The following is a 20,582-nucleotide window of genomic DNA, read 5'->3' on the forward strand; positions in this document are numbered from 1 at the left end:
AAGACGATCTGCCATCGGTGATGGGTGGGGGTCAGAGATAGGGACGAAAGGGCTGGTTCGGTAGGGTTCTCCGGGGTCGAGTGGACGAATAAAGGCTGGTAACTGCACTATGTCTGCCATGTCGGAAGTTGTCCCATTGCCGTCGTTCGGTGAGGTGTTCTTCGATTCCCGAGGTCAGGACCGGGTCCTCCGGGTCACCTGGCACGAGGGGACCTTGGTGCTGAGCCTGTGGCGCGGCGAGATGTGCACCGCCAGCTTCCGCATGCCGCTGGAGGACGTCGGACGCCTGCTCGACACGCTCGACGACGGCTACGCCGAGGCCGGGGGCGACGAGCTCGTCCAGTCGGGCCAGCACGTCGTCTACCCGCAGGCCGACGGCGGCCAGCCCGCCGACTACCAGCCGGCCGCCGACTACCAGCAGCCCGCGGCCGACTACCAGGGCGACTACCCCGAGACCGGCCACTACGCCCGCCCGCCGCAGCGCGACTACCAGGGCGACTACCCGCCGGGCGACTACGCGGCCGACTACCAGGCCCAGGACTACCAGGGCGCCGACTACCAGAACACCGACTACCAGAACACCGACTACCAGGGCGCGCCCGACTACCAGACCGCTTCCGACTACCAGAGTGCGCCCGACTACCAGGGCGGCCCCGAGTACCGGGGCGGCGAGTACCAGCCCGCCGACTACCAGCCCGCCGACTACCAGCCCGCCGACTACGGTCCGGGCGCCGACTACCACCAGCCCGGCGGCCACTACGGCGAGCCCGAGCGTCCCCTGCCCCCGCAGGAGGAGCGCCCGGCCGCGGCCCTGGGCCCCAACGACGTCCTCGTCGCCCGGGGCACGCCGCCCACCGACAAGCTCGTGGCGGGCCACTCCACCGCCCCCGACGCGGCCGTCCCGCGCGAGAACATGATCGTGGGCGACTCCCTCCCGTACGGCCAGCCCCCGCACCAGCCGTCACACCACGGCACCGACCCCGGCTACCCGATGCCCGCCGGCGACCCGTACGGCCCGCCTCAGGACGCGTACGGCACCTCGCCGTCCGTCCGTCCCCCGGCCGGCCCCCGCTCCCAGAGCGGCGGCCCGCCCACCGACCCGTACGGCTTCCCGGCCGACGAGGTGGACCAGCACGACCCGTACGCGCAGGGGCGCACCTACGGCAGGCAGGTGCCCCATCCCGACCCGTACGGCACCCCGTCCTACCCGGACGACCGCCCCGCCTACGGCGACCCGCAGCCGGGCCGCGGCGCCCCCGTGGACCCCGCCGACCCGCTCGGCCTAGGCCAGGGCATGTACGCGACCGGCGAGCGCCTGCGCCCCGAGCACGGCCGCCCCGGCCACGACGACCGGGACTCCCGCACCGACTGGTGACCCCGGCCCGGGCCCGCGGGCGCCCGCCCGTACGGTGGCCGCGCCCGGGGCGCGCACCGCCGGGCGCGACCTCGCGGGCGATGGCCTTACGCTGGGGCCGACCGTGGGATTGGGGGGCGGCTTGGACACCGTGGCGGCGATACAACTGCTGGCCCTGCCCGCCGGGGCGGTGGCGCTGGCGGCGGTGGCGCGGCGCAGGGGGTGGCCCGCGCCGCTGCTGCTGGTCGTGGCCGGGTTGCTGGTGTCGTTCGTGCCGGGTGTGCCGGTCTACGCGCTCGACCCCGAGATCGTGCTGCTGGTGTTCCTGCCGCCGCTGCTGTACTCGGCCGCGCTGGACAGCTCCTACCAGCGACTGCGCGACGTCAAGCGGGCGATCGGGCTGCTGTCGGTGGGGCTGGTGCTGTTCACGACCGCGGTCGTGGGCCTCGTGGCGCACCTGCTGGTGCCCTCGCTCCCGCTGGCGGCGGCGTTCGCGCTGGGGGCGATCGTCGCGCCGCCCGACGCGGTGGCCGCGGTGGCGGTGGCGCGGCGGCTGGGGCTGCCCCGCCGGGTGATCACCGTGCTGGTGGGCGAGAGCCTGTTCAACGACGCCACCGCGCTGACGGCGTACCGGGTGGCCATCGCGGCGGCCACCGGGCACGGCATCACGCTGCTGGGCGGGGTGGGCGAGTTCCTGTACGCCGCCGCGGGCGGGCTGGTGATCGGGCTGGCCGTGGCCTGGGCGGTGAGCCAGGTCCTGGCCCGGGTGCGCGACGCCCTGGTCGAGAACACGATCATGCTCATGATCCCCTTCGGGTCCTACCTCGCCGCGGAGGTCGTGCACGCCTCCGGGGTGATCTCGGTGGTGGTCGTCGGCCTGTACGTCGGCAACCGGATGCACCGCACCGGATTCGGCACCCGGCTGCTGTCGGACGCCGTGTGGCGGGTGACCGACTTCTTCCTGGAGACCGTGGTCTTCGCGCTGATCGGCCTGCAACTGCACGCGATCGTGATGGGCGTGCTCGACGACGAGGACCCCTGGACCCTGGCCGGTTACGCGCTGGCCGTGTTCGGCGCGGCCGTCCTCGCCCGGGTGGTGTGGGTGCTGCCGGGCACGTTCCTGCCCTGGGCGCTGTCGCGCCGGGTGCGGGCCCGGGAGTCGCGCCCGCCGTGGGCGGAGGCCACGATCATCTCCTGGGCCGGGATGCGCGGCGTGGTGTCGCTGGCGGCGGCGTTCGCGATCCCCGAGGACTTCCCCGGCCGCAACCTGCTGCTGTTCCTCACCTTCGCGGTCGTGATCGGCACGCTGCTGCTCCAGGGCCTGTCCTTCCCCGCGCTGATCAGGCGGCTGCGGGTGAGCACCGAGCGCGAGGCGTACGCCGACAACCTCGCCGAGGCCGGCGCCCAGCAGGCGGCGGCCCGCGCCGGGCTGGAGCGCCTGGAGGAGGTGGCGCAGCGCGAGGGCCTGGCCGAGCTGTACCCCGACATCCTGGACCAGTTGCGCGGCAAGAGCGAGCGCCGCACGCTGAACGCCTGGGAGCGCCTGGGCGGCGGCACCGGGCCCGAGGGCGAGGAGACCCCGGGCGCGGTCTACCGCAGGCTGCGCCGCGAGATGCTCAGCGCCGAGCGCGAGGTGTTCGTCCGGCTGCGCGACGCGCGCCGTATCGACGACGAGGTGCTGCGGCGGGTCATGCAGGAGCTGGACTTCGAGGAGGCGATCCTGGAGCGCCCCTGAGGCCCCGCCCCGACCGCGGTCAGGTGCCCAGGGCCTCGTCCACGTAGCACCACGTCCAGTCCTCGCCCGGCTCGAAGGACTGGATGACCGGGTGGGAGGTGGCGCGGAAGTGGGCGGTGGCGTGGCGGTTGGGCGAGGAGTCGCAGCAGCCGATGTGGCCGCAGTCGAGGCAGCGGCGCAGGTGGACCCAGCGGCTCCCCGCGGCCAGGCACTCCTCGCACCCGTTGGGCGTGCGGGCCGGCGGGTCGCCCGCCTTGACGATGTGCTCGCAGATCTCCATGTCTCCCCCTCACTGGCACGAGGCATCCGTGACACGCCTTCGTGGCACGTCTCGGTGGCATGCCTGAGCGGCGCGTCTCGGTGACGCGTCTCGGTGGCATGCCATGCCACCTCACGATCGTACTTCTAGAGCAACATTCCAATTTGGTGACCACTCGTGCCCCGCCCTTGATCAGGGTCGGGGTGAGGAGGACTCTGAGCTACATCGGGGAGTGACATAGGCCACATTACCGAGCCCCTGGGAGCCCTCCATGCTGGAGGTCCGCAACCTTGAGGTCGTCTACGACGACGTGATGCTCGTGTTGCGCGGGGTCAGCCTGCGCGTGCCGGCGGGCTCCATCGTCGCCCTGCTCGGCGCGAACGGCGCCGGCAAGACCACGCTGCTCCGCGCGATCTCCGGCCTGCTCGGCGTGCACGACGGAGAGGTGACCAAGGGCTCGGTCACGGTGGACGGCGAGCCCGTGCACCACCTGCGCCCGGCCCAGATCGTGCGCCGCGGCGTCAGCCAGGTCATGGAGGGGCGCCGCATCCTGGGCGAGCTGACCGTCGAGGAGAACCTGAGGGTCGGCGCGCACACCGCCCCCCGCGACCTGGCCGCCAACCTGGACCGCGTCTACGGCCTGTTCCCGCTGCTGAAGGAGCGGCGCAAGGGGATCGCCGGCTACCTGTCCGGCGGGGAGCAGCAGATGCTCGCCGTCGGCAGGGCGCTGATGGCCGGGCCCAGGTTCCTGCTGCTGGACGAGCCCAGCCTGGGCCTGGCACCCGCGCTGGTCGGGCAGATCCGCGACCTCGTCGTGGAGATCAACGCGCAGGGCACCACGGTCCTGCTCGTGGAGCAGAACGCGACGATGGCGCTGTCCATCGCCGCGCACGGCTACGTGATGGAGACCGGGAAGGTCGTCATGGACAAGCCGGCCGCCGACCTGCTGTCGGATGAGGACATCAGGGAGTTCTACCTCGGGCTCGGCGCGGAGGGCGCGGCCAGGTCCTTCCGCGCGGTCAAGCACTACAGGCGGCGCAAGAGGTGGCTGTCGTGACCGGCGACGGCGGGACGCCGGTCCTGGAGGTCGAGGACGTCGGGCTGGCGTTCGCGGGCGTCACGGCCATCGACGGGGTGTCCTTCGACGTGCGCCCGGCCGAGCTGTTCGCGGTGATCGGGCCCAACGGCGCCGGCAAGACCTCCGTCTTCAACGTGCTGTCGGGCGTCTACCGGCCCCAGCGCGGGCGGGTGCGCTTCCTCGGCGAGGACATCCTGTCCCGCAGGCCGCACGAGATCGCCGCCATGGGCCTGGCCCGCACGTTCCAGAACGTCGAGCTGTTCCACAACCTGACCGTGCTGGACAACCTGATGCTCGGCCGCCACCACCACTTCCGCTACGGCGCCCTCGCCGCGCTGGCCTGGCTCGGCCGGGCCCGGCGGCAGGAGCTCGCCGCCAGGGCGGCGGTGGAGGACATCATCGACTTCCTCGAACTCGCCGCCTGGCGCCGCCACCCCGTCCGCCTGCTGCCGTACGGCGTGCAGAAGCGGGTGGAGCTGGGCCGGGCGCTGGCCATGGAGCCCCGGCTGCTGCTCCTGGACGAGCCCGTGGCCGGGATGAACCTGGAGGAGACCGAGGACACCGCCCGCTACGTGCTGGACATCCGCGACGAGCTGGGCATCCCGATCGTGCTGGTCGATCACGACATGGGCCTGGTCATGGACCTGGCCGACAGGGTGCTGGTGCTGGACTTCGGCCGCCGGGTCGCGCTCGGCACCCCCGCCGAGGTCCAGCGCGACCCCAAGGTCATCGAAGCCTACCTGGGGGGCTCCTCATGAGCACGGCCATCAGGACCACCACCACGACCATCGTGACCCGGGTCCGGGACCGGGCCGCCGCCACCCCGGACGGGGTCGCGATGCGGGAGAAGGAGCTCGGCATCTGGCGCGAGGTGACCTGGGCGGAGTACTGGGAGCAGGTCACGCTGGTCGCCGCCGCGCTGCTCGCGCTCGGGGTCGAGCCGGGCGACCGGGTGGCGGTGCACATGGAGAACCGGCGCGAGTGGCTGTACTGCGACCTGGGCACCGTGGCCGTGCGCGGGATCACGGTCGGGCTGTACCCGACGAACCCGGCGCCGGAGGTGGCGTACCTGCTGGGGCACTCCGGGGCGAAGGTGCTGGTAGCGGAGGACCAGGAGCAGGTGGACAAGGCGCTGGCGGTCGCGGACGAGTGCCCGGCGCTGGAGCGCGTCGTCTACGTCGAGCCGCGCGGCGTACGCGGGCGGTACTCCGACCCGCGCCTGATGGCCTGGCCGGACTTCCTCGCGCTCGGCGCCGAGCACGCGCGGGCACACCCCGAGGCGGTCGCCGAGCGCATGGCCGCCGCCCGGCCGGACGACCCGATGACGCTGATCTACACCTCCGGCACCACCGGCCCGCCCAAGGGCGCGATCCTGACCGTGGCCAACATCGAGTACGCCGTCGAGCGGCTGGTCCTGGGCGGCGGGTTCACCTCGCCGCCGCCCTCCGAGCGCGACCTGTCGCTGTCGTACCTGCCGCTGTGCCACGTCGCCGAGCGGGCCTTCACCGTCTGGTACAACGCGGCGGCCGGGGTTCAGGTGAACTTCGCCGAGTCCATCGACACCGTGCAGGCCAACCTGCGCGAGGTGCAGCCCACGATCCTGTTCGGGGTGCCGCGCATCTGGGAGAAGGTGCTGGCCTCGGTGGAGATCCGGGTCGGCTCGGCGACCCCGGCCAAGCGGGCGCTGACCCGCTTCTGGCTGCGCGTGGCCGACCGGATCGGCGACGCGCTGGTCCGCAACCACGGCAACCACACCCCGCTGACCCGCCTGGTGTACGCCGTCGGCTGGGTGATGTGCTACCGGGCGCTGCGCGAGCGGCTGGGCATGCGCCGCGTCAGGTACGCCGCCTCCGGCGCGGCCCCGATCGCCCCGGACGTGCTGAAGTTCTTCATGGGCATCGGCGTGCCGATGCACGAGCTGTACGGCATGACCGAGAACACCGCCATCGCCACCGGCAACCGCCCCGGGCGCGTGGTGCTCGGCACGGTCGGCGAGCCGCACCCCGGCGTCGAGGTGCGGCTGGACGAGGCCACCGGCGAGATCCTGACCCGGCACCCGGGCAACTTCGCCGGCTACTGGCGCGACCCGCGCGCCACCGCCGACGTGCTCGACGAGGACGGCTGGCTGCACACCGGGGACGTCGGCGAGTGGGTGGAGACCCCGCCCCGCCGCCCCGGCGAGGAGCCGATGCGGCACCTGAAGATCACCGACCGGATGAAGGACATCATCATCACGGCCGGCGGCAAGAACGTCGCGCCGAGCGAGATCGAGAACGCGCTGAAGGCGTCGCCGTACATCAAGGAGGCCGTGGTCGTGGGCGACCGGCGGCCGTACCTCACCGCGCTGATCGGCATCGAGCAGGACACGGTGGGGGAGTGGGCGCGGCGGCGCGGCCTGCCGTACACGACCTACCGCGACCTGTCGGAGAAACCCGAGGTGCGGGAGCTGGTGCAGGGCGTGGTGACCGCGGTGAACGCGCGGTTCGCCCGCGTCGAGCAGATCAAGAGGTTCGCGTTCCTGCCCAAGGAGCTCGACCACGAGGACGGCGAGCTGACCGCCACCCAGAAGGTCAGGCGCGGGGCGATAGCGAACCTCTTCGAGGACCTGGTCGAAGGGATGTACCGCACGTGAAGGCACTCCTGGAGTCGCTCATCCGGGGGCTGGGCAACGGGTCGGTGTACGCGCTGCTCGCGCTCGGCTTCGTGATCGTCTACAAGGCGACCAGGGTGATCAGCTTCGCCCAGCCGTCGTTCATGATCGGCGGCGCGGTCGCGGTCAGCTACCTGGCCGAGGTGACCGGCTTCTACCTGGCGATGGTGCTGGCGGCCCTGCTGGTGGCCGCGGTCGCGCTGGGCATCGAGCGGGTCGCGATCCGGCCCATGGTCGGCCGCCCGGTCTTCGTGGTGGCGATCATCACGCTGGGCATCGACGTCGTGGTGCGGGTGGTGGTCAACGGCTTCATCGGCCTGGACGTGCGCCAGGTCGGCGACCCGTGGGGGCTGTCGCTGGTCGAGATCGGCGGGCTGGCCGTGCAGCAGCGCTGGCTCGCCATGCTGGCCGCCGCCGCGCTGCTGGTCGGCCTGCTGTTCGCGTTCTTCCGCTACACCCGCTACGGGCTGGCGATGCGGGCCGCCGCCCTGGACCAGGAGACCGCGCTGGCGCAGGGCGTGTCGGTGGGCACGGTGTTCGCGCTGTCGTGGGCGTTCGCGGGCGGGCTGGCCGCCATCGCGGGCACCTTCGTCGGCACCGGCCAGGGCGTGGACCAGCTCACCTGGATCATCGCGCTCAAGGCGCTGCCCGCGATCATCGTCGGCGGCCTGGACTCCCTCGGCGGCGCGGTCGCGGGCGGGCTGATCGTCGGGGTGGTGGAGTCGCTGGTCCAGTCCTACCAGAGCGACCTCGCGCCGTGGCTGGGGCAGAACTTCGCGATCGTCACGCCGTACGTCGTGATGCTGCTGGTCCTGCTCGTGCGGCCGTACGGGCTGTTCGGCACCCGGGAGGTGGAGCGGGTATGAGCACCGGAGCCCCGCCCGAGACGGCCCGCCCGGAGGCGGCCGGACGCCCCGCCGCCGCCCGCCGCCGCGCCCGGCGGCCCGGTGGGCGCCCCCTGCTCTACACCTCCTACGCCCAGGACATGGCGCTGCTGGACACCCGGGCGAAGAAGATCTGGTTCTACGGGATCGTCCTGGCCGCGCTGCTCGCCTCGCAGGTGCTCGTGGACGACATGCTGTCGCTGCTGGCCATGGCGTACGTCGTGGCCATCGGCGCCATCGGCCTGAACATCGTCACCGGGTACGCCGGGCAGGTCTCGCTCGGCCACGCCTTCTTCCTGGCGATCGGCGCCTACACCGGGGCGGCGATCTCCGGCGACCCCGACGGCAGGGTGCTCGGCCTGGGCGTGACCAGCATCCTGGTCTGGCTGCCCGCCGCCGGGCTGGCCGCGGCGCTGGCGGGGGTGATCGTGGCGCCGCTGGCCACCCGGCTGCGCGGCCTGTACCTCGCGATCGTCACCCTGGGCCTGGTCTTCCTCGGCGAGCACATCTTCAAGGAGTGGGACCAGCTCACCGGCGGCCCCGGGGTGGGCCGGCCGGCCGCGGTGGTGGAGCTGTTCGGGCTGCGGCTGGACCGGCCGGGGCCGCTGGGCTCCAAGGAGCAGCAGCTCTACCTGCTGATGCTGGTGCTGCTCGTGGTGTTCGCGGTGGCCGCCCGCAACCTGGCCCGCTCCCGGATCGGGCGCGGCTTCGCCGCGATCCGCGACCGCGACATCGCCGCCGAGGTGATCGGCGTCCCCCTGACCCGCTACAAGCTGCTCGCCTTCGCGATCTCCTCCTTCTACGCCGGATGCGCGGGCGCGCTGCTGTACACCGTCACCGGGTTCTTCGACCCGGGCTCGTTCAACCTGCTCATGTCGGTGCAGTTCATCGCGATGGTGCTGATCGGCGGCGTCGCGACGATCTCCGGCTCGATCGCGGGCGCGCTGTTCATCACGCTGCTGCCGCGCCTGACCCGGGAGCTGCCCGCGCTGGTGCCCGTCATCAGCGCCGACACCACCCAGACGCCCAACGTGTTCCAGGTCGAGACCGTGCTGTACGGCCTGCTCATCGTGCTGTTCCTGGTCTTCGAGCCGCGCGGCCTGTTCGGCGTCTGGATCCGCGTACGCAACTACTGGAAGAGCTGGCCCTTCTCCTACTGAAGGGCCGGGCCGCCGACTGGAAAGGAATCCGCGATGAAGAGGAGCCACCTCGCGCTGCTGACCGCACTGCTGGTGGGTGCGGCTCCCCTTCTGTCCGCGTGCGGCGTCATCCGGGGGGACGACGAGGACAGCAGGGGCGCCGTGACGACGGGCGTCACCCGGGAGCCGTGCCCGCTGGCGGTGGACAAGAACAAGGGCTGCATCTACCTCGGCACGGTCTCCGACCTGACGCAGGGCCCGTTCGCGGCGCAGGCCGTGCCGATCACCAACGCGCAGAAGGCGTTCTGGCAGCGGGTGAACCGGGCCGGCGGCATCGGCGGCAAGTACGAGGTGGACGTGCAGGCGTACGTGCGCGACAACAAGTACAACCCCGAGGTGCACAACCAGGTCTATCAGGAGATCAAGAACAACGTGCTCGGGCTGGCCCAGACGCTCGGCTCGCCCACCACCGCCGCGATCATCAACGACCTCAAGGCCAACAGCGTCGTCGCCGCGCCCGCGTCGTGGACCTCGGGCTGGGAGTTCGAGGACGTCATCGTCGAGACCGGCGCCAACTACTGCATCGAGTCGATGAACGCGGTGGACTACGCCGTGGAGACCTACAAGCCCAAGTCGGTCATGGCCGTGCACTACGCCGGTGACTACGGCGCCGACGCCGCGGCCGGGGCCAAGGTGGCCGCCGAGCGCAACGGGCTGGAGTTCACCGCGGTCGAGACCCCGCAGGGCGCCACCGAGCAGGGCCGGGCCATCACCGAGATCACCAAGAACAAGCCGGACCTGGTCATCCTGACCACCGGCCCCGCCGACGCCGCCGCGATCGTCGGTCAGGCCGCCGCGGCGAAGTTCTCGGGCCGCTTCATCGGCACCGGCCCCACCTGGAACCCCGCCCTGCTGGACAGCCCGGCCGCGCCCGCGCTGAAGGCCCTGTACGAGCAGTCGGCCCCCGGCCGCGCGTGGGGCGCCGACACCCCCGGGCACCGGGCGATGCGCGAGGCCCTGGGCGATGTGGAGCCCAACGACGGCTACACCTCCGGCTGGGCCTGGTCCTACCCGCTGAAGGCCGCGCTGGAGAAGATGGTCGCGGGCGGCGACATCAGCAGGAAGGGCCTGCTGGCCGCGGTCAAGTCGCTGACCACCGTGGACTACGAGGGCATGCTGCCGCCAGAGGCGGGCAACTACGCGGGCGACCCGAACGCCGCGACCTTCAGGCAGACCGTGATCAACAAGCCCGACGACGCCGCGCCGACCGGCGTGACCGAGGTCAAGGGCTTCTACACCGGCCCGACCGCCCAGTCCTACACCATGGACGGCCCCTGCTACGAGAAGTTGTGACCGCCCGGCTCGGCCGTGGATCGCGCGGGAGGGGCCCGGCTTGGGTAGGGTTCCAGGCATGCGACTCCTCCCGCGACTGGCAGTGACGTTGTCCGCCGCCGCCCTTATCGGCGGCCTGACCGCGTGCAGCGAGGTTCAGGAGGTCTCCAACACCCTGGACAAGGCCCAGGCGTGTCTGGAGGCCACCAAGGTCGTCGGCGAGGTGAGCAGCAAGTTCGCCGGCCTGGCGCAGAACCCCGAGGAGCTGGGCAAGGCCCTCGACGAAGGCGCCGCCAAGCTGGAGGAGACCGCGGCCAAGGCCGGCGACACCACCTTGCAGGAGGCCCTGCAGGGCCTGGCCGACGCCTACCAGAAGCTCGACGTCAGCGACGTCAACAGCGCGATCGACAGCGCCCAGCAGGCCGCCACCGACACCGCCAAGTACCTCTCCGACATCCAGGCGGCGTGCAGCTAGCGTGCCGTCGCCCGCACCACCCGAGCCCGGCCGCCCTGATCGGCCGGGCCGCGCGGCGCGCCACGTGATCGCCGTGCCGCCGTCGCCCCCACCTCCGGCCGACCGGCCGGTCCGACCGGCCCGCCCGCATGGTCCGGGCGGGCGTCCGGGACGGCGGGCCGTTGACCCGCCCTCCCCGTCGCCTCCGGCCGGTCGGCCGCGCCGGCTGATCGGGCGGGGGGCGGCTCTCGTGCCGGCCCTGGCGGAGAGAGTGCGGGGGCGGCTGGCGGCGGTCGTCGTCGTGCTGGCCGCCGGGGTGGGCGCGGGCGGGTGTGCGGAGGTCGCCGAGGTCAGCGGGGCCGTGGTGCGGGTGCAGGCGTGCCAGGACGGCATCGCCGCCGCGACCGCGCTGGCCGAGAGCCTGCCGGGGTTGCGGGCCCGCCCGGCCGAGCTGGCCAAGGCGCTCGACGACACCGCGGTCAGGCTGGAGGAGGCCGCCGAGCAGGCCGGTGACCGCACGCTGCGCGAGGCCCTGGAAGGGCTGGCCGTCAGCTACCGGGATCTGGAGGCCGAGGAGCCCGAGCGGGCCGCCGACCGGGCGGCGCGCACCACCGCCAAGTACCTTCAGGTGATCACCGCCTCCTGCGCCGGCCAGTGACCCGGGCGGACGCCGCGATACCCCTGACGCCACCCCGCTACCCCCGAGACCCCCGATACGCCGCTATCCCGCGTTCTCTAGGGGAAAAGGGGCGGAAATAGCCTGGTCGTATGGGTGACACGGTTCGTATGGACGGTGAGGGGAAGGAGCCCGACCCCCGGTTCACGCTGGCCAACGAGCGTACCTTCCTGACCTGGCTGAGCACGTCGCTGGCGCTCAGCGCGGGCGGGGTGGCCATGGCCGCGGTGTCGTCCGGGGTGTTCCTCGACTGGCTGCGCATCGCGATGGCGGTCGTGCTGGTCGCGCTCGCCGCGGTCGCGGCCGGCATGGCGTACCCGCGGTGGCGGCGCATCCAGCAGGCGCTGCGCCGCGACGCCCCGCTGCCGCCGCCCCGGCTGGCGGCGGTGTTCGGTTACGGCGTCGCCGCCGTCGCGGTGCTCGCCCTGATCCTGATCCTCACCGCGATCTGAGCCGTGTCGCCGGAACCGTGGGACCCGGGCCTGCAGAGCGAGCGCACCCGGCTGGCCTGGGTCCGCACCGCGACCGCGCTCGCCGCGGGCGGGCTGGGCGCCGCCGGGCTGGGGGTGCGCTCGGGGGCGAGCCCGCCGGCCGTGGCCGCCTTCGTCGTCGCCGCCCTGTGCGGCGGCGTGCTGCTGGCGCGTACGCACGCCCGCTTCCTCAAGGTGCAGCGCGCGCTGCACGAGGGGCGCCCGCTGGACGACCGGGCCGACGCGCTGGTGGCCTGGCTGGGCACGCTGGCCGTGGTGGCCGGGGCCGCGGTCGTGGTGCTCACCGCCTGACCACCGTCCAGCGCGTGCGATTCCACGGTTTTCCGGGTTCAGGACGCGGTCTCGCCCAGCGCGATCGTCTCGGCCACCTCGGCGGCGCGTTCGGCCTCCTCGGTGGCGAAGCGCTCGGCGTCGATCTTGTCGGCGATCTCCTCGTCCTGCCGCATCAGCGCCTCGAGGTTCTGCCCGGCCATCTCCAGCACGCCCATGTCGGCGTACGCGTTCCGCAGCCGCTCGCTCCACAGGCCGATGTCCTTCACGCACGGCACGATCCGGCTGAACAGCAGCGAGCGGAACAGCCGCAGGTACTCCGACTCGTCCACCGCCGTCATGGCCTCATCGACCTCCGCGGGGGACAGGCCCAGGTTCTCCCACTGCTCCCTGCCGCGCAGCCGGTCGCGCATGAGGTAGCAGCCCTCGATCACGAAGTCCTCGCGCTCGCGCAGCTCGGCCTCGCTGAGCTGCCTGTAGTGGTCGCGCAGCGCCATGCGGCCGAACGCGACGTGCCGCGCCTCGTCCTGCATCACGTACGCGAGGATCTGCTTGGGCAGCGGCTTGGAGGTGATGTCGCGCAAGACGCCGAAGGCGGCCAGCGCCAGGCCCTCGATCAGCACCTGCATGCCGAGGTAGGGCATGTCCCAGCGCGAGTCGCTGAGCGTGCTGTCCAGCAGCGACTTCAGGTGCGGGTTGATCGGGTAGGCCAGGCCCACCTTCTCCTGGAGGAACCGGGCGTACGTCTCGGCGTGCCGCGCCTCGTCCATGGTCTGGGTCGCGGCGTAGAACTTGGCGTCCAGGTCGGGCACCGACTCCACGATCCGGGCCGAGCAGATCATCGCGCCCTGCTCGCCGTGCAGGAACTGGGAGAACTGCCAGGACGCGGTGTGCCTGCGCACCTCCTTGCGGGTCCGCTCGTCCATCCGGTGCCACAGCGGGGTGTCGTGGATGGCGAGGAACTGGTCGGGCAGGCCGAGCACGTCGTACGGATCGACCTCGATGTCCCAGTCGATGCGCTTGGTGGAGTCCCACTGCTTGTCCTTGCCCTTTTGGTACAGGGCCAGCATGCGGTCCCTGCCCTCGTCGTACTCCCAGGTGAAGCGGGCCGATCCGGCCATGTCCACGTCCCACGTGGACAGCTCGGCGGGGATCGTGTACAGGTCGTGGGTCGTCATCGGGGGGGACCTCCATACCTCTACGTACGCTGTACGTCGCCCCCCGAGCGTGGCACGTACGGTGTACGTGCGTCAATGCGAGGGGGGAGAATACCGGCATGACCCCGGAGCCGCTGTCCCGGGCGCGGATCGTACGCGCCGCCATCGACCTGATCGAACGCGAGGGCGCCGACGCCGTGTCCATGCGCAGGATCGCGGCGGACCTGGGCGTCGGCGCGATGTCGCTGTACAACCACGTGCCCAGCAAGGCCGCCCTGCTCGACGGCGTGGCTGAGGCGATCCTGTCCGAGATCGAGTTCACCGACGACCCCGACGCCCACTGGACCGACCGGGTCCGGACGCAGGCGCGGGCGTTCCGCCAGATCGCCCACCACTACCCGCGCTGCACCATGGTGGTGGTCAGCAGGCAGCTCACCTCTCCCGCCGGCCTGCTGCCGGTCGAGCGGGCCCTGTCCACCCTGCGCGAGGCCGGGTTCGACGCGCGCGACGCGGTGCGGGTGCTGCGCCTGTTCATCGCATACATCGTCGGCTCGCTGCTGCGCGAGGTCGGCGTCACCCCGACGTTCGCGCCGGTCGGCAGCATTCTCCCGCGCGTGGCCGACATCGACCCGGCCCTGTTCCCGGTGGTCGCGTCCCTGTACGACACGCTGCGCGACTGCGACGCGGAGGAGGAGTTCGAGTTCGGGCTGGAGATCCTGGTCCAGGCGATCCAGGCGTTGCCGCGCCGTCCCGGCGCGGCCACCTGAGGGGTGCGTCATCCGGAAGGCCGTCGCCCGGGGCCGCCCGGGGAGCGCGTCCTTCCCCTGAGCGCTCCCCGGCGCGGGCCCGAGCCTTTCTCAGTACCAGTTGTGCGCGTCTCAGTACCAGTTGTGCGCGCGGAAGTGCCCCCACGCGCCGCACGGCGAGCCGTACCTGACCTTGATGTAGTCCAGGCCCCAGCGGATCTGGGTGACGGGGTTGGACCGCCAGTCGTACCCGGCCCCGGCCATCTTGCCGGCGGGCAGGGCCTGCGGGATGCCGTACGCCCCCGAGGAGTCGTTGACCGCCCGGTGGTTCCAGTTGCTCTCACGCGTCCACAGGCTGTCCAGGCAGCGGAACTGGCGCATCGTCCACGCCCGCTGCACGACGAAGCTGAGCGCGATCGCCTTGTTCCTGGTCTTGTCGTTCCTCACCTTCACCTTCCGCCGCTTGGCGGCGGGGGTCCAGGTGGCTTGGTACACCTCCGGCAGGGGGCCGCCGGAGAGGGCCGGCTCCCAGCGTCCGGCCCGCTCGGGGCCCGTCCCGGCCAGGGCGACCGCCCCGCCGGCGCCGGTCAGCGCGGTTGCGGTGATCATGGTTGCTATGGAGTGGCGCAGTGCGCGGCAGCCGTCCAAATCGCTCCTATTCGTCGGGTCGCGTGCGGATGGCGCCGCCGGTCACCGCGAGGTGCCGGGGCGCGCCGCCGCCCCGCGCGCGTGGCTCGTGCGCGGAGGGTCCGCGTGGCCCGGACCGGCCCTGTACGCATGAAGCGTCCCGGCCGGGCGCCGCGATCGGTTCCTAAGGCGGATTGAAATACGGCGCCCCGTCTCGGGGCGTATACCCGCGACACGCGCAGGAAAGGTGTTTGCCCGGGTGGCGGGCATTGCGGACGGCCCCCGGGCGCTCCGTTTGCCGGGAGCGGGCCGGGCATGGCGCGGCATGGCACGCCGTTTCCCCGCGGCGGAGACTCGCCCGGCGCCGTCACCCGCGGCCCCCGGCCCGCGCGGCCGTCCGGGCGTCAGCTCCGGCGTGTGGCGCCGCGCTGCCGGCCGGGGCCGCAACTGCCGCGCACGATCAGCTCGGTCGGCATCTTGACCGGCCGGGACCGGCCGCCCCTGCCGCGCCCCGGCGGGGTGCGCAGCACCAGTTCGGCGGCGCGGTAGCCGATGTCGCGCGCGGGCGGGGCGATCACGGTCAGGGGAGGGGCGCACAGCTCGGCCCAGGGCACGTCGTCGAACATGATCAGCGACACGTCGCGGGGCACGCGCAGGTCCAGCTCGTGCGCGGCCAGCACCGCGGCCTCGCCGAGCAGGTTGCTCCCGGCGATCACGGCGGTCAGGTCGGGGCGGTTCTGGAACAGCCCGGACGCCGCCGCGTACGCGGAGTCGCGGGCCGGGCGGCCGAACACGATCAGCTCCTCGTCCACCGGCAGGCCGAGCGCGGTCAGCGTGTCGCGGAAGGCGGCGGTGCGCTGGCCCTGGCCGTGCCCGCCGAGGTGCGCGATGCGCCGGTGGCCGAGGCCCACGAGGTACTCCACCGCGGTGCGGATGCCCGAGCGCTCGTCGGCCATCACGGCCGGGATGTCGTCGAAGCCGACCGCGTGCCGCGCGGCGAACACCACGGTCAGCCCGGCGCGTACGGCGGGGGCCCACGGCTCCGTCGCCCCCGACGGCACCGCCACCACCCGGTCCACGCCCTGCTCCAGCAGCATGCCGATGACCTCCGACTCGCTCTCGGGGTCGTCGCCGGTCGCGCCCATGATCACCGGCTCGCCGGCCGCGCGGGCGCAGGCGAGCACGCCGTCGGCGACCCGGGCGTAGAAGGGGTCGGTGATGTCGGGCACGAGCAGCCCGATGCCGCCGGTGCGCTGCCGGCGCAGGTTGCGCCCCAGGGCGCTGGGCCGGTAGTCGAGCTGCGCCGCGGCGGCCAGCACCCGTTCGCGGGTCTGCGGGCTGGCCGAGCCGCCCGACAGCACGCGGGAGACCGTGGCGACGCCGACGCCGGCCGCCTCCGCCACGTCCTTGATCGTGGTACGCGCCCTCATGGAAACGATTCCATCATGTTTTCCAGCTTGCGGCCACCCGCCGATGCCCGTGCGGACTCGTGACCTACGGGGTCTTGACACGCATGTCTCGATCGGGTGAGATTCATGAAAACGTATCCACACCGTGGTGATTTCCGGCAAATAGCGGGCGATCGCCCGCGTGCGCGAAGGACTCTCATGGCATCCATCGTTCTGAGCAATGTAGACAAGATCTACGCCGGTGGCGTGAAGGCCGTGAACAACCTGAACCTTGAGATCAAGGACGGGGAGTTCATGGTGCTGGTCGGGCCGTCCGGGTGCGGCAAGTCCACCGCGCTGCGTATGATCGCCGGCCTGGAGGACATCAGCGGTGGCGAGATCGCCATCGGCGGCAAGGTCGTCAACCACCTGCCGCCCAAGGACCGCGACATCGCGATGGTGTTCCAGAACTACGCGCTCTACCCCCACATGACGGTCGAGGAGAACCTCGCCTTCGGCCTCAAGCTCCGCAAGATGCCCAAGCCGGAGATCCAGAAGCGCGTGGCCGAGGCCGCCAAGATGCTCGGCCTGGAGCAGTACCTCAAGCGCAAGCCGGCCGCCCTCTCCGGTGGTCAGCGCCAGCGTGTCGCGATGGGCCGCGCGATCGTCCGCGAGCCGCAGGCGTTCCTCATGGACGAGCCGCTGTCCAACCTCGACGCCAAGCTGCGCGTCTCGATGCGCGCCTCGCTGAACCAGATGCACGAGCGCCTGGGCGTCACCACGGTCTACGTCACCCACGACCAGGTCGAGGCCATGACCCTGGGCAACCGGGTCTGCGTGCTCCGCGAGGGCATCCTGCAGCAGGTGGACACCCCGCAGAACCTGTTCGACAAGCCGGTCAACCTGTTCGTGGCCGGGTTCATGGGCTCGCCGTCGATGAACTTCGTCACCGCCGGCCTGGAGCGCGCCGACGGCGGCGCCGCGATCCACTTCGCGGGCTACAAGCTGCCGGTGCCCGACTCGACCTTCGCCGAGAAGCCGGGCCTGGACCAGTACCTCGGCAAGAAGGTCATCCTCGGCATCCGTCCCTCCGACTTCGAGGACTCCCGCGCCGCGGCCGACGGCCACGGCGCCGGCTGGGCCACCCTCCCCGTCCGCGCGGAGGTCACCGAGGAGCTGGGCTCGGAGATCAACGTCCTGTTCCTGATCGACGCCCCGCCGGTCGAGCACAAGGACACCGTGGCCGCTCAGGACAACGACGAGGACGAGGCCACCCTGCCGCTGTCGGGCGACAAGTCCCTGTGGACCGCCCGGGTCAACGCCCGCAGCCACGTGCGCACCGGCCAGAACATCGACCTGGTCGTCGACACGCACAACCTGCACTTCTTCGACCCGACCTCGGGCCTCGCGATCGGCCACGAGGCCAACATCGGCCGCTAGCGGTCCTGCCCGCGGCCGGGCGTGATCCGCGCCCGGCCGCCTGGTGAGCCACGCCCGCCCGACGGGCGTACCGGGCGAGGCCCTCGCTGTGACCCCCTCCCACGGCGAGGGCCTTCCTCTCCGCCCACGCCATGCCGGATGCGGGATCTTTGCCGGGAGTTGGACGAAGCCGGGCCGTGCCCTCCTGGGCTGTCCGCGTTCGCCGTCAATACAGTCTTCGAGCGTGGCAGAGAAGATTGTCGTGATCGGCCAGGGGCACGCCGGGCTGCCGCTCGCGGTGCGCGCTGCCGAGGCCGGCTACCTCGTGGTGGGCGTCGACATCGACGCGCAGCGGGTCGAGCGGCTGCTGGCCGGCCGCTCGTACATCGAGGACGTGACGGACGCGCGGCTCGCCGCGGTGCTGGGCTGCGGGCGTTACTCCGCCGGCGCCGACATGGCCGAGGCCGCCGACTTCGACATCTGCGTGATCACCGTGCCCGCGCCGCTGCGCGGCGGCGCGCCCGACCCGAGCGCGGTGGCCGACGCGGCGTACGCGGTGGCGCCCTACCTGCGGCCCGGCGCGACCGTGATCCTGGAGTCGCCCGCCTATCCGGGCACCACCGACGAGCTGCTGCGCGAGCTGCTGGAGGAGGGCAGCGGGCTGCGCGCGCCCGGCGACTTCCACCTCGGCTACAGCCCGGAGCGGATCGACCCGGGCAACCCGTGCTGGCGGCTGGAGACCATCCCCAAGATCGTCTCCGGGCTGGACGACGCGGCGCTGGCCAGGGTGGACCGGTTCTACTCCACGCTGGTCGAGCGCACCGTGCCCGTCTCCACCACCAGGGTCGCCGAGCTGGCCAAGCTGCTGGAGGTCACCTTCAGGCACGTCAACATCGCCCTGGTCAACGAGATGGCGATGCTCGGCCCCGAGCTGGGCGTTGACGTGCGCGAGGCCATCGAGGCCGCCGCCACCAAGCCGTTCGGGCACATGCGGTTCACGCCGGGGCCCGGCGTGGGCGGGGAGCGACCCGGTGTGGAGCCGCTGTGGCCGCCGCACCGCGGCGCCGGGCGCGGCTCCCGGCTGACCGAGCTGGCCGACGCCATCAACGCGCACATGCCCGAGCACGTCGTCGGGCGGATCACCCGCGGCCTGAACCACCGGCGGCTGCCGCTGCGGGGCAGCCGGGTGCTGGTGCTCGGCCTGGCCTACAAGCGCAACAGCGGCCACCTGCGCGAGTCGGCGGCGCTGCGGGTCGCGGCGGAGCTGCACGCGCTGGGCGCGCACGTACGCGCCGTGGACCCGCACGTGGACCAGGAACGGGTGCCGGACTACATCGACCTGGTGCGGCTGACCCAGGAGGAGGTCGCCGGGGCCGACGCCGTGGCCGTGCTGACCGACCACGACTGCTTCGACTACACCATGGTCGGACAGCACGCGGCGTACGTCTTCGACGCCCACGACCGCTGCCAGGGACACAACGTCGAGCGGCTGTAGCCGCCCCTGGCGGGGCCGTCAGCGGGGGCGGCCCCCGACCCGTACGGACAGGTTGCCCGCCAGGTTGCGCGGCACGAGCCTGCTCGCCACCGCGATGGCCTTATAGCGCAGCGCGGGCACGCTGACCCGCTTGCCCAGCGCCAGGTCGCGCATGGCGTCGCGCACCACCCGGTCGGCGTCGAGCCAGAGCCTGCGCGGGATCTGCGAGGAGTCGATCGCGGCCCGCTCGTGGAACTCGGTATGGGTGAAACCGGGGCACAGCGCCATGACGCGTACCCCGGTCCCGGCCATCTGCGCCGCGGCCGACTCGCTGAAGTTGAGCACCCATGCCTTGGTGGCGCTGTAGTTGTTGCGCGGGAAGAACGCCGCCACCGACGAGACGTTGATCACCGCGCCGCGCCCGCGCGCGGCCATGCCGGGCAGCGCGGCGAGCGTCAGGCGCAGCACGGCCTCGCAGTGCACGCGCAGCATGCGCACCTCGTCGGCGGCGGGCACCTCCAGGAACGCGCCCCGATGGCCGAACCCCGCGTTGTTCACCAGCAGGTCCACACCCTCGCGCAGCCGTTCCTCGACCGCGGCCACCCCCTTGTCCTCGCCCACGTCGGCGGGCAGGACCTCGGCGGCCACGCCGTAGCGCAGCCGCAGCCGCTCGGCGGCCTGAGCGAGACGGGGCTCGTCGCGGGCGACGAGGACCAGCGAGAAACCGTCGGCGGCCAGCCTTCGGGCGAAGGCGGCCCCGATGCCGGCGGTGGCGCCGGTGATCAGTGCGGTGGGCATGGGGGCAGCGTAACGGATCAGTCGCTGAGCACTTCGGCGATCACGTCCTCCACCTGCGTGTTGAGCCGGGCTCCGCGCGCCCAGCCGGTGTAGTAGGCCAGGAAGATGACCACCTCGCGGAGCTCGTCTGGGGTGAGCTGGCCGGTGCGCAGCGCGACGTCGAGCTGCGGGCCGAGTGCGTCGTCCTCGCGCTGGCCGACCAGCAGGCCGATCAGCAGCAGGCGGCGCTCGCGGACGCTGAGCGCCTCGCGTGACCAGATCTCCGTGAACAGATGCTCGACGGTCCTTCCGAAGAAGTCGCCGGGGCCATCACCGACGTGGTCCCGGCCGTAGACCGACTCCATGATCTCCAATCCGCGCGCGCGGCGCTCGGGAGCCGTGCCTCTCGCGCTCTCGCTCATGTGAAACCTCGTGTGGATGGGGGTGAGGAACCTCGTGTGGTCCGCATGGGAGCTCCGTCCGTGGCCGCTGGTCGAAGGACATCGACGGGAGTGGCGTTCTGACTCCCTTCATCCTTCGCCAGATCCGGCGGCGGCGGGGCGGGATTCGCGCACCGGGAACCCCCGGCACGTGCCGCCGCAGCGCCGGCGGGCCGTGCGGGACGCACACGGCGTCCGCCTCAAAGATCACATAGCGGGGGTTGCATCCGCG

General features: G+C 72.4%; 21 protein-coding genes. 15 read left to right on the forward strand and 6 right to left on the reverse strand.

Annotated features, from left to right (window positions below; all coding sequences use genetic code 11):
* The first annotated feature begins 118 nt into the window (after window positions 1-118).
* Window positions 119-1,375 (forward strand): chromosomal replication initiator protein DnaA, encoded by a 1,257-nt coding sequence (locus tag HNP84_RS04035; RefSeq protein WP_185047978.1) that lies wholly within the window; start codon window positions 119-121, stop codon window positions 1,373-1,375.
* A 130-nt stretch (window positions 1,376-1,505) separates the two neighbouring features.
* Window positions 1,506-3,089: a Na+/H+ antiporter gene (locus HNP84_RS04040; protein WP_312923990.1), complete on the forward strand. Its 1,584-nt coding sequence runs from the start codon at window positions 1,506-1,508 to the stop codon at window positions 3,087-3,089.
* Window positions 3,090-3,108: 19 nt separating this feature from the next.
* Here HNP84_RS04040 and HNP84_RS04045 read toward each other — a convergent pair whose 3' ends face one another.
* Complete coding sequence (locus HNP84_RS04045) at window positions 3,109-3,369, reverse strand: ubiquitin carboxyl-terminal hydrolase 14 (RefSeq protein ID WP_185047980.1); 261 nt, start codon at window positions 3,367-3,369, stop codon at window positions 3,109-3,111.
* Between the two features lie 250 nt (window positions 3,370-3,619).
* Here HNP84_RS04045 and HNP84_RS04050 point away from each other — a divergent pair, with 250 nt between their 5' ends.
* From HNP84_RS04050 to HNP84_RS04095, 10 genes are all read left to right on the forward strand, one after another.
* Window positions 3,620-4,405 (forward strand): ABC transporter ATP-binding protein, encoded by a 786-nt coding sequence (locus tag HNP84_RS04050; RefSeq protein ID WP_185047981.1) that lies wholly within the window; start codon window positions 3,620-3,622, stop codon window positions 4,403-4,405.
* The gene (locus HNP84_RS04055) at window positions 4,402-5,184 is read left to right on the forward strand and encodes an ABC transporter ATP-binding protein (RefSeq protein WP_312923661.1); all 783 of its coding nucleotides are present in this window, start codon (window positions 4,402-4,404) and stop codon (window positions 5,182-5,184) included. Before HNP84_RS04050 ends, HNP84_RS04055 begins: the two co-directional genes overlap by 4 nt.
* Window positions 5,181-7,058 (forward strand): AMP-dependent synthetase/ligase, encoded by a 1,878-nt coding sequence (locus HNP84_RS04060; protein WP_185047983.1) that lies wholly within the window; start codon window positions 5,181-5,183, stop codon window positions 7,056-7,058. Before HNP84_RS04055 ends, HNP84_RS04060 begins: the two co-directional genes overlap by 4 nt.
* Window positions 7,055-7,942, forward strand: a complete 888-nt coding sequence (locus HNP84_RS04065; RefSeq protein WP_185047984.1) for a branched-chain amino acid ABC transporter permease — start codon at window positions 7,055-7,057, stop codon at window positions 7,940-7,942. The genes HNP84_RS04060 and HNP84_RS04065 overlap by 4 nt, the downstream gene beginning before the upstream one ends.
* The gene (locus tag HNP84_RS04070; RefSeq protein ID WP_185047985.1) at window positions 7,939-9,120 is read left to right on the forward strand and encodes a branched-chain amino acid ABC transporter permease; all 1,182 of its coding nucleotides are present in this window, start codon (window positions 7,939-7,941) and stop codon (window positions 9,118-9,120) included. The genes HNP84_RS04065 and HNP84_RS04070 overlap by 4 nt, the downstream gene beginning before the upstream one ends.
* A gap of 33 nt (window positions 9,121-9,153) precedes the next feature.
* The gene (locus HNP84_RS04075) at window positions 9,154-10,452 is read left to right on the forward strand and encodes an ABC transporter substrate-binding protein (RefSeq protein ID WP_185047986.1); all 1,299 of its coding nucleotides are present in this window, start codon (window positions 9,154-9,156) and stop codon (window positions 10,450-10,452) included.
* A gap of 58 nt (window positions 10,453-10,510) precedes the next feature.
* Complete coding sequence (locus HNP84_RS04080; RefSeq protein ID WP_185047987.1) at window positions 10,511-10,906, forward strand: DUF8711 family protein; 396 nt, start codon at window positions 10,511-10,513, stop codon at window positions 10,904-10,906.
* A gap of 229 nt (window positions 10,907-11,135) precedes the next feature.
* Entirely contained in the window at window positions 11,136-11,543 is a 408-nt protein-coding gene (locus HNP84_RS04085) for a DUF8711 family protein (RefSeq protein WP_185047988.1), read from the forward strand.
* 110 nt (window positions 11,544-11,653) lie between these two features.
* Window positions 11,654-12,013 (forward strand): YidH family protein, encoded by a 360-nt coding sequence (locus tag HNP84_RS04090; RefSeq protein ID WP_246517800.1) that lies wholly within the window; start codon window positions 11,654-11,656, stop codon window positions 12,011-12,013.
* A 3-nt stretch (window positions 12,014-12,016) separates the two neighbouring features.
* A complete protein-coding gene (locus HNP84_RS04095; RefSeq protein ID WP_185047989.1) occupies window positions 12,017-12,343 on the forward strand; it encodes a DUF202 domain-containing protein in 327 nt (108 codons plus the stop codon).
* A 38-nt stretch (window positions 12,344-12,381) separates the two neighbouring features.
* On the opposite strand, the gene HNP84_RS04100 is transcribed toward HNP84_RS04095, so the two are convergent.
* Entirely contained in the window at window positions 12,382-13,500 is a 1,119-nt protein-coding gene (locus HNP84_RS04100) for a ferritin-like domain-containing protein (protein WP_185047990.1), read from the reverse strand.
* A 98-nt stretch (window positions 13,501-13,598) separates the two neighbouring features.
* On the opposite strand from HNP84_RS04100, the gene HNP84_RS04105 reads away from it, so the two are divergent.
* Window positions 13,599-14,246 (forward strand): TetR/AcrR family transcriptional regulator, encoded by a 648-nt coding sequence (locus HNP84_RS04105; RefSeq protein ID WP_185047991.1) that lies wholly within the window; start codon window positions 13,599-13,601, stop codon window positions 14,244-14,246.
* Window positions 14,247-14,357: 111 nt separating this feature from the next.
* Here the strand turns inward: HNP84_RS04105 and HNP84_RS55855 are convergent, their stop codons facing one another.
* Both HNP84_RS55855 and HNP84_RS04115 read right to left on the reverse strand, forming a co-directional pair.
* The gene (locus HNP84_RS55855; RefSeq protein WP_312923673.1) at window positions 14,358-14,834 is read right to left on the reverse strand and encodes an aggregation-promoting factor C-terminal-like domain-containing protein; all 477 of its coding nucleotides are present in this window, start codon (window positions 14,832-14,834) and stop codon (window positions 14,358-14,360) included.
* A 422-nt stretch (window positions 14,835-15,256) separates the two neighbouring features.
* Window positions 15,257-16,282 carry a LacI family DNA-binding transcriptional regulator gene (locus HNP84_RS04115; RefSeq protein ID WP_185047993.1) on the reverse strand — a complete coding sequence of 342 codons (1,026 nt, stop codon included), beginning with the start codon at window positions 16,280-16,282 and terminating at the stop codon, window positions 15,257-15,259.
* 177 nt (window positions 16,283-16,459) lie between these two features.
* Between HNP84_RS04115 and HNP84_RS04120 the strand changes: the two genes are divergently transcribed.
* Both HNP84_RS04120 and HNP84_RS04125 read left to right on the forward strand, forming a co-directional pair.
* On the forward strand, window positions 16,460-17,680 hold the full coding sequence (locus HNP84_RS04120; protein ID WP_185047994.1) for an ABC transporter ATP-binding protein: 1,221 nt from the start codon (window positions 16,460-16,462) through the stop codon (window positions 17,678-17,680).
* A 223-nt stretch (window positions 17,681-17,903) separates the two neighbouring features.
* Window positions 17,904-19,154 carry a nucleotide sugar dehydrogenase gene (locus HNP84_RS04125; RefSeq protein ID WP_185047995.1) on the forward strand — a complete coding sequence of 417 codons (1,251 nt, stop codon included), beginning with the start codon at window positions 17,904-17,906 and terminating at the stop codon, window positions 19,152-19,154.
* Between the two features lie 18 nt (window positions 19,155-19,172).
* Here HNP84_RS04125 and HNP84_RS04130 read toward each other — a convergent pair whose 3' ends face one another.
* Both HNP84_RS04130 and HNP84_RS04135 read right to left on the reverse strand, forming a co-directional pair.
* Window positions 19,173-19,931, reverse strand: a complete 759-nt coding sequence (locus HNP84_RS04130) for an SDR family NAD(P)-dependent oxidoreductase (protein WP_185047996.1) — start codon at window positions 19,929-19,931, stop codon at window positions 19,173-19,175.
* Window positions 19,932-19,948: 17 nt separating this feature from the next.
* Window positions 19,949-20,332 carry a carboxymuconolactone decarboxylase family protein gene (locus tag HNP84_RS04135; RefSeq protein WP_185047997.1) on the reverse strand — a complete coding sequence of 128 codons (384 nt, stop codon included), beginning with the start codon at window positions 20,330-20,332 and terminating at the stop codon, window positions 19,949-19,951.
* Between the last annotated feature and the right edge of the window lie 250 nt (window positions 20,333-20,582).

The sequence above is a fragment of the Thermocatellispora tengchongensis genome (assembly GCF_014202315.1).
Lineage (GTDB): Bacteria > Actinomycetota > Actinomycetes > Streptosporangiales > Streptosporangiaceae > Thermocatellispora > Thermocatellispora tengchongensis.

Bases quoted from the DNA above. Each gene is read 5' to 3' on its own strand.
- HNP84_RS04115 (WP_185047993.1), bottom strand. From the start codon at position 16,282: ATGAGGGCGCGTACCACGATCAAGGACGTGGCGGAGGCGGCCGGCGTC.
- HNP84_RS04135 (WP_185047997.1), bottom strand. From the start codon at position 20,332: ATGAGCGAGAGCGCGAGAGGCACGGCTCCCGAGCGCCGCGCGCGCGGA.
- HNP84_RS04050 (WP_185047981.1), top strand. From the start codon at position 3,620: ATGCTGGAGGTCCGCAACCTTGAGGTCGTCTACGACGACGTGATGCTC.
- HNP84_RS04035 (WP_185047978.1), top strand. From the start codon at position 119: ATGTCGGAAGTTGTCCCATTGCCGTCGTTCGGTGAGGTGTTCTTCGAT.
- HNP84_RS04130 (WP_185047996.1), bottom strand. From the start codon at position 19,931: ATGCCCACCGCACTGATCACCGGCGCCACCGCCGGCATCGGGGCCGCC.
- HNP84_RS04100 (WP_185047990.1), bottom strand. From the start codon at position 13,500: ATGACGACCCACGACCTGTACACGATCCCCGCCGAGCTGTCCACGTGG.
- HNP84_RS04070 (WP_185047985.1), top strand. From the start codon at position 7,939: ATGAGCACCGGAGCCCCGCCCGAGACGGCCCGCCCGGAGGCGGCCGGA.
- HNP84_RS04090 (WP_246517800.1), top strand. From the start codon at position 11,654: ATGGGTGACACGGTTCGTATGGACGGTGAGGGGAAGGAGCCCGACCCC.
- HNP84_RS04045 (WP_185047980.1), bottom strand. From the start codon at position 3,369: ATGGAGATCTGCGAGCACATCGTCAAGGCGGGCGACCCGCCGGCCCGC.
- HNP84_RS04120 (WP_185047994.1), top strand. From the start codon at position 16,460: ATGGCATCCATCGTTCTGAGCAATGTAGACAAGATCTACGCCGGTGGC.
- HNP84_RS04075 (WP_185047986.1), top strand. From the start codon at position 9,154: ATGAAGAGGAGCCACCTCGCGCTGCTGACCGCACTGCTGGTGGGTGCG.
- HNP84_RS04060 (WP_185047983.1), top strand. From the start codon at position 5,181: ATGAGCACGGCCATCAGGACCACCACCACGACCATCGTGACCCGGGTC.
- HNP84_RS04105 (WP_185047991.1), top strand. From the start codon at position 13,599: ATGACCCCGGAGCCGCTGTCCCGGGCGCGGATCGTACGCGCCGCCATC.
- HNP84_RS55855 (WP_312923673.1), bottom strand. From the start codon at position 14,834: ATGATCACCGCAACCGCGCTGACCGGCGCCGGCGGGGCGGTCGCCCTG.
- HNP84_RS04080 (WP_185047987.1), top strand. From the start codon at position 10,511: ATGCGACTCCTCCCGCGACTGGCAGTGACGTTGTCCGCCGCCGCCCTT.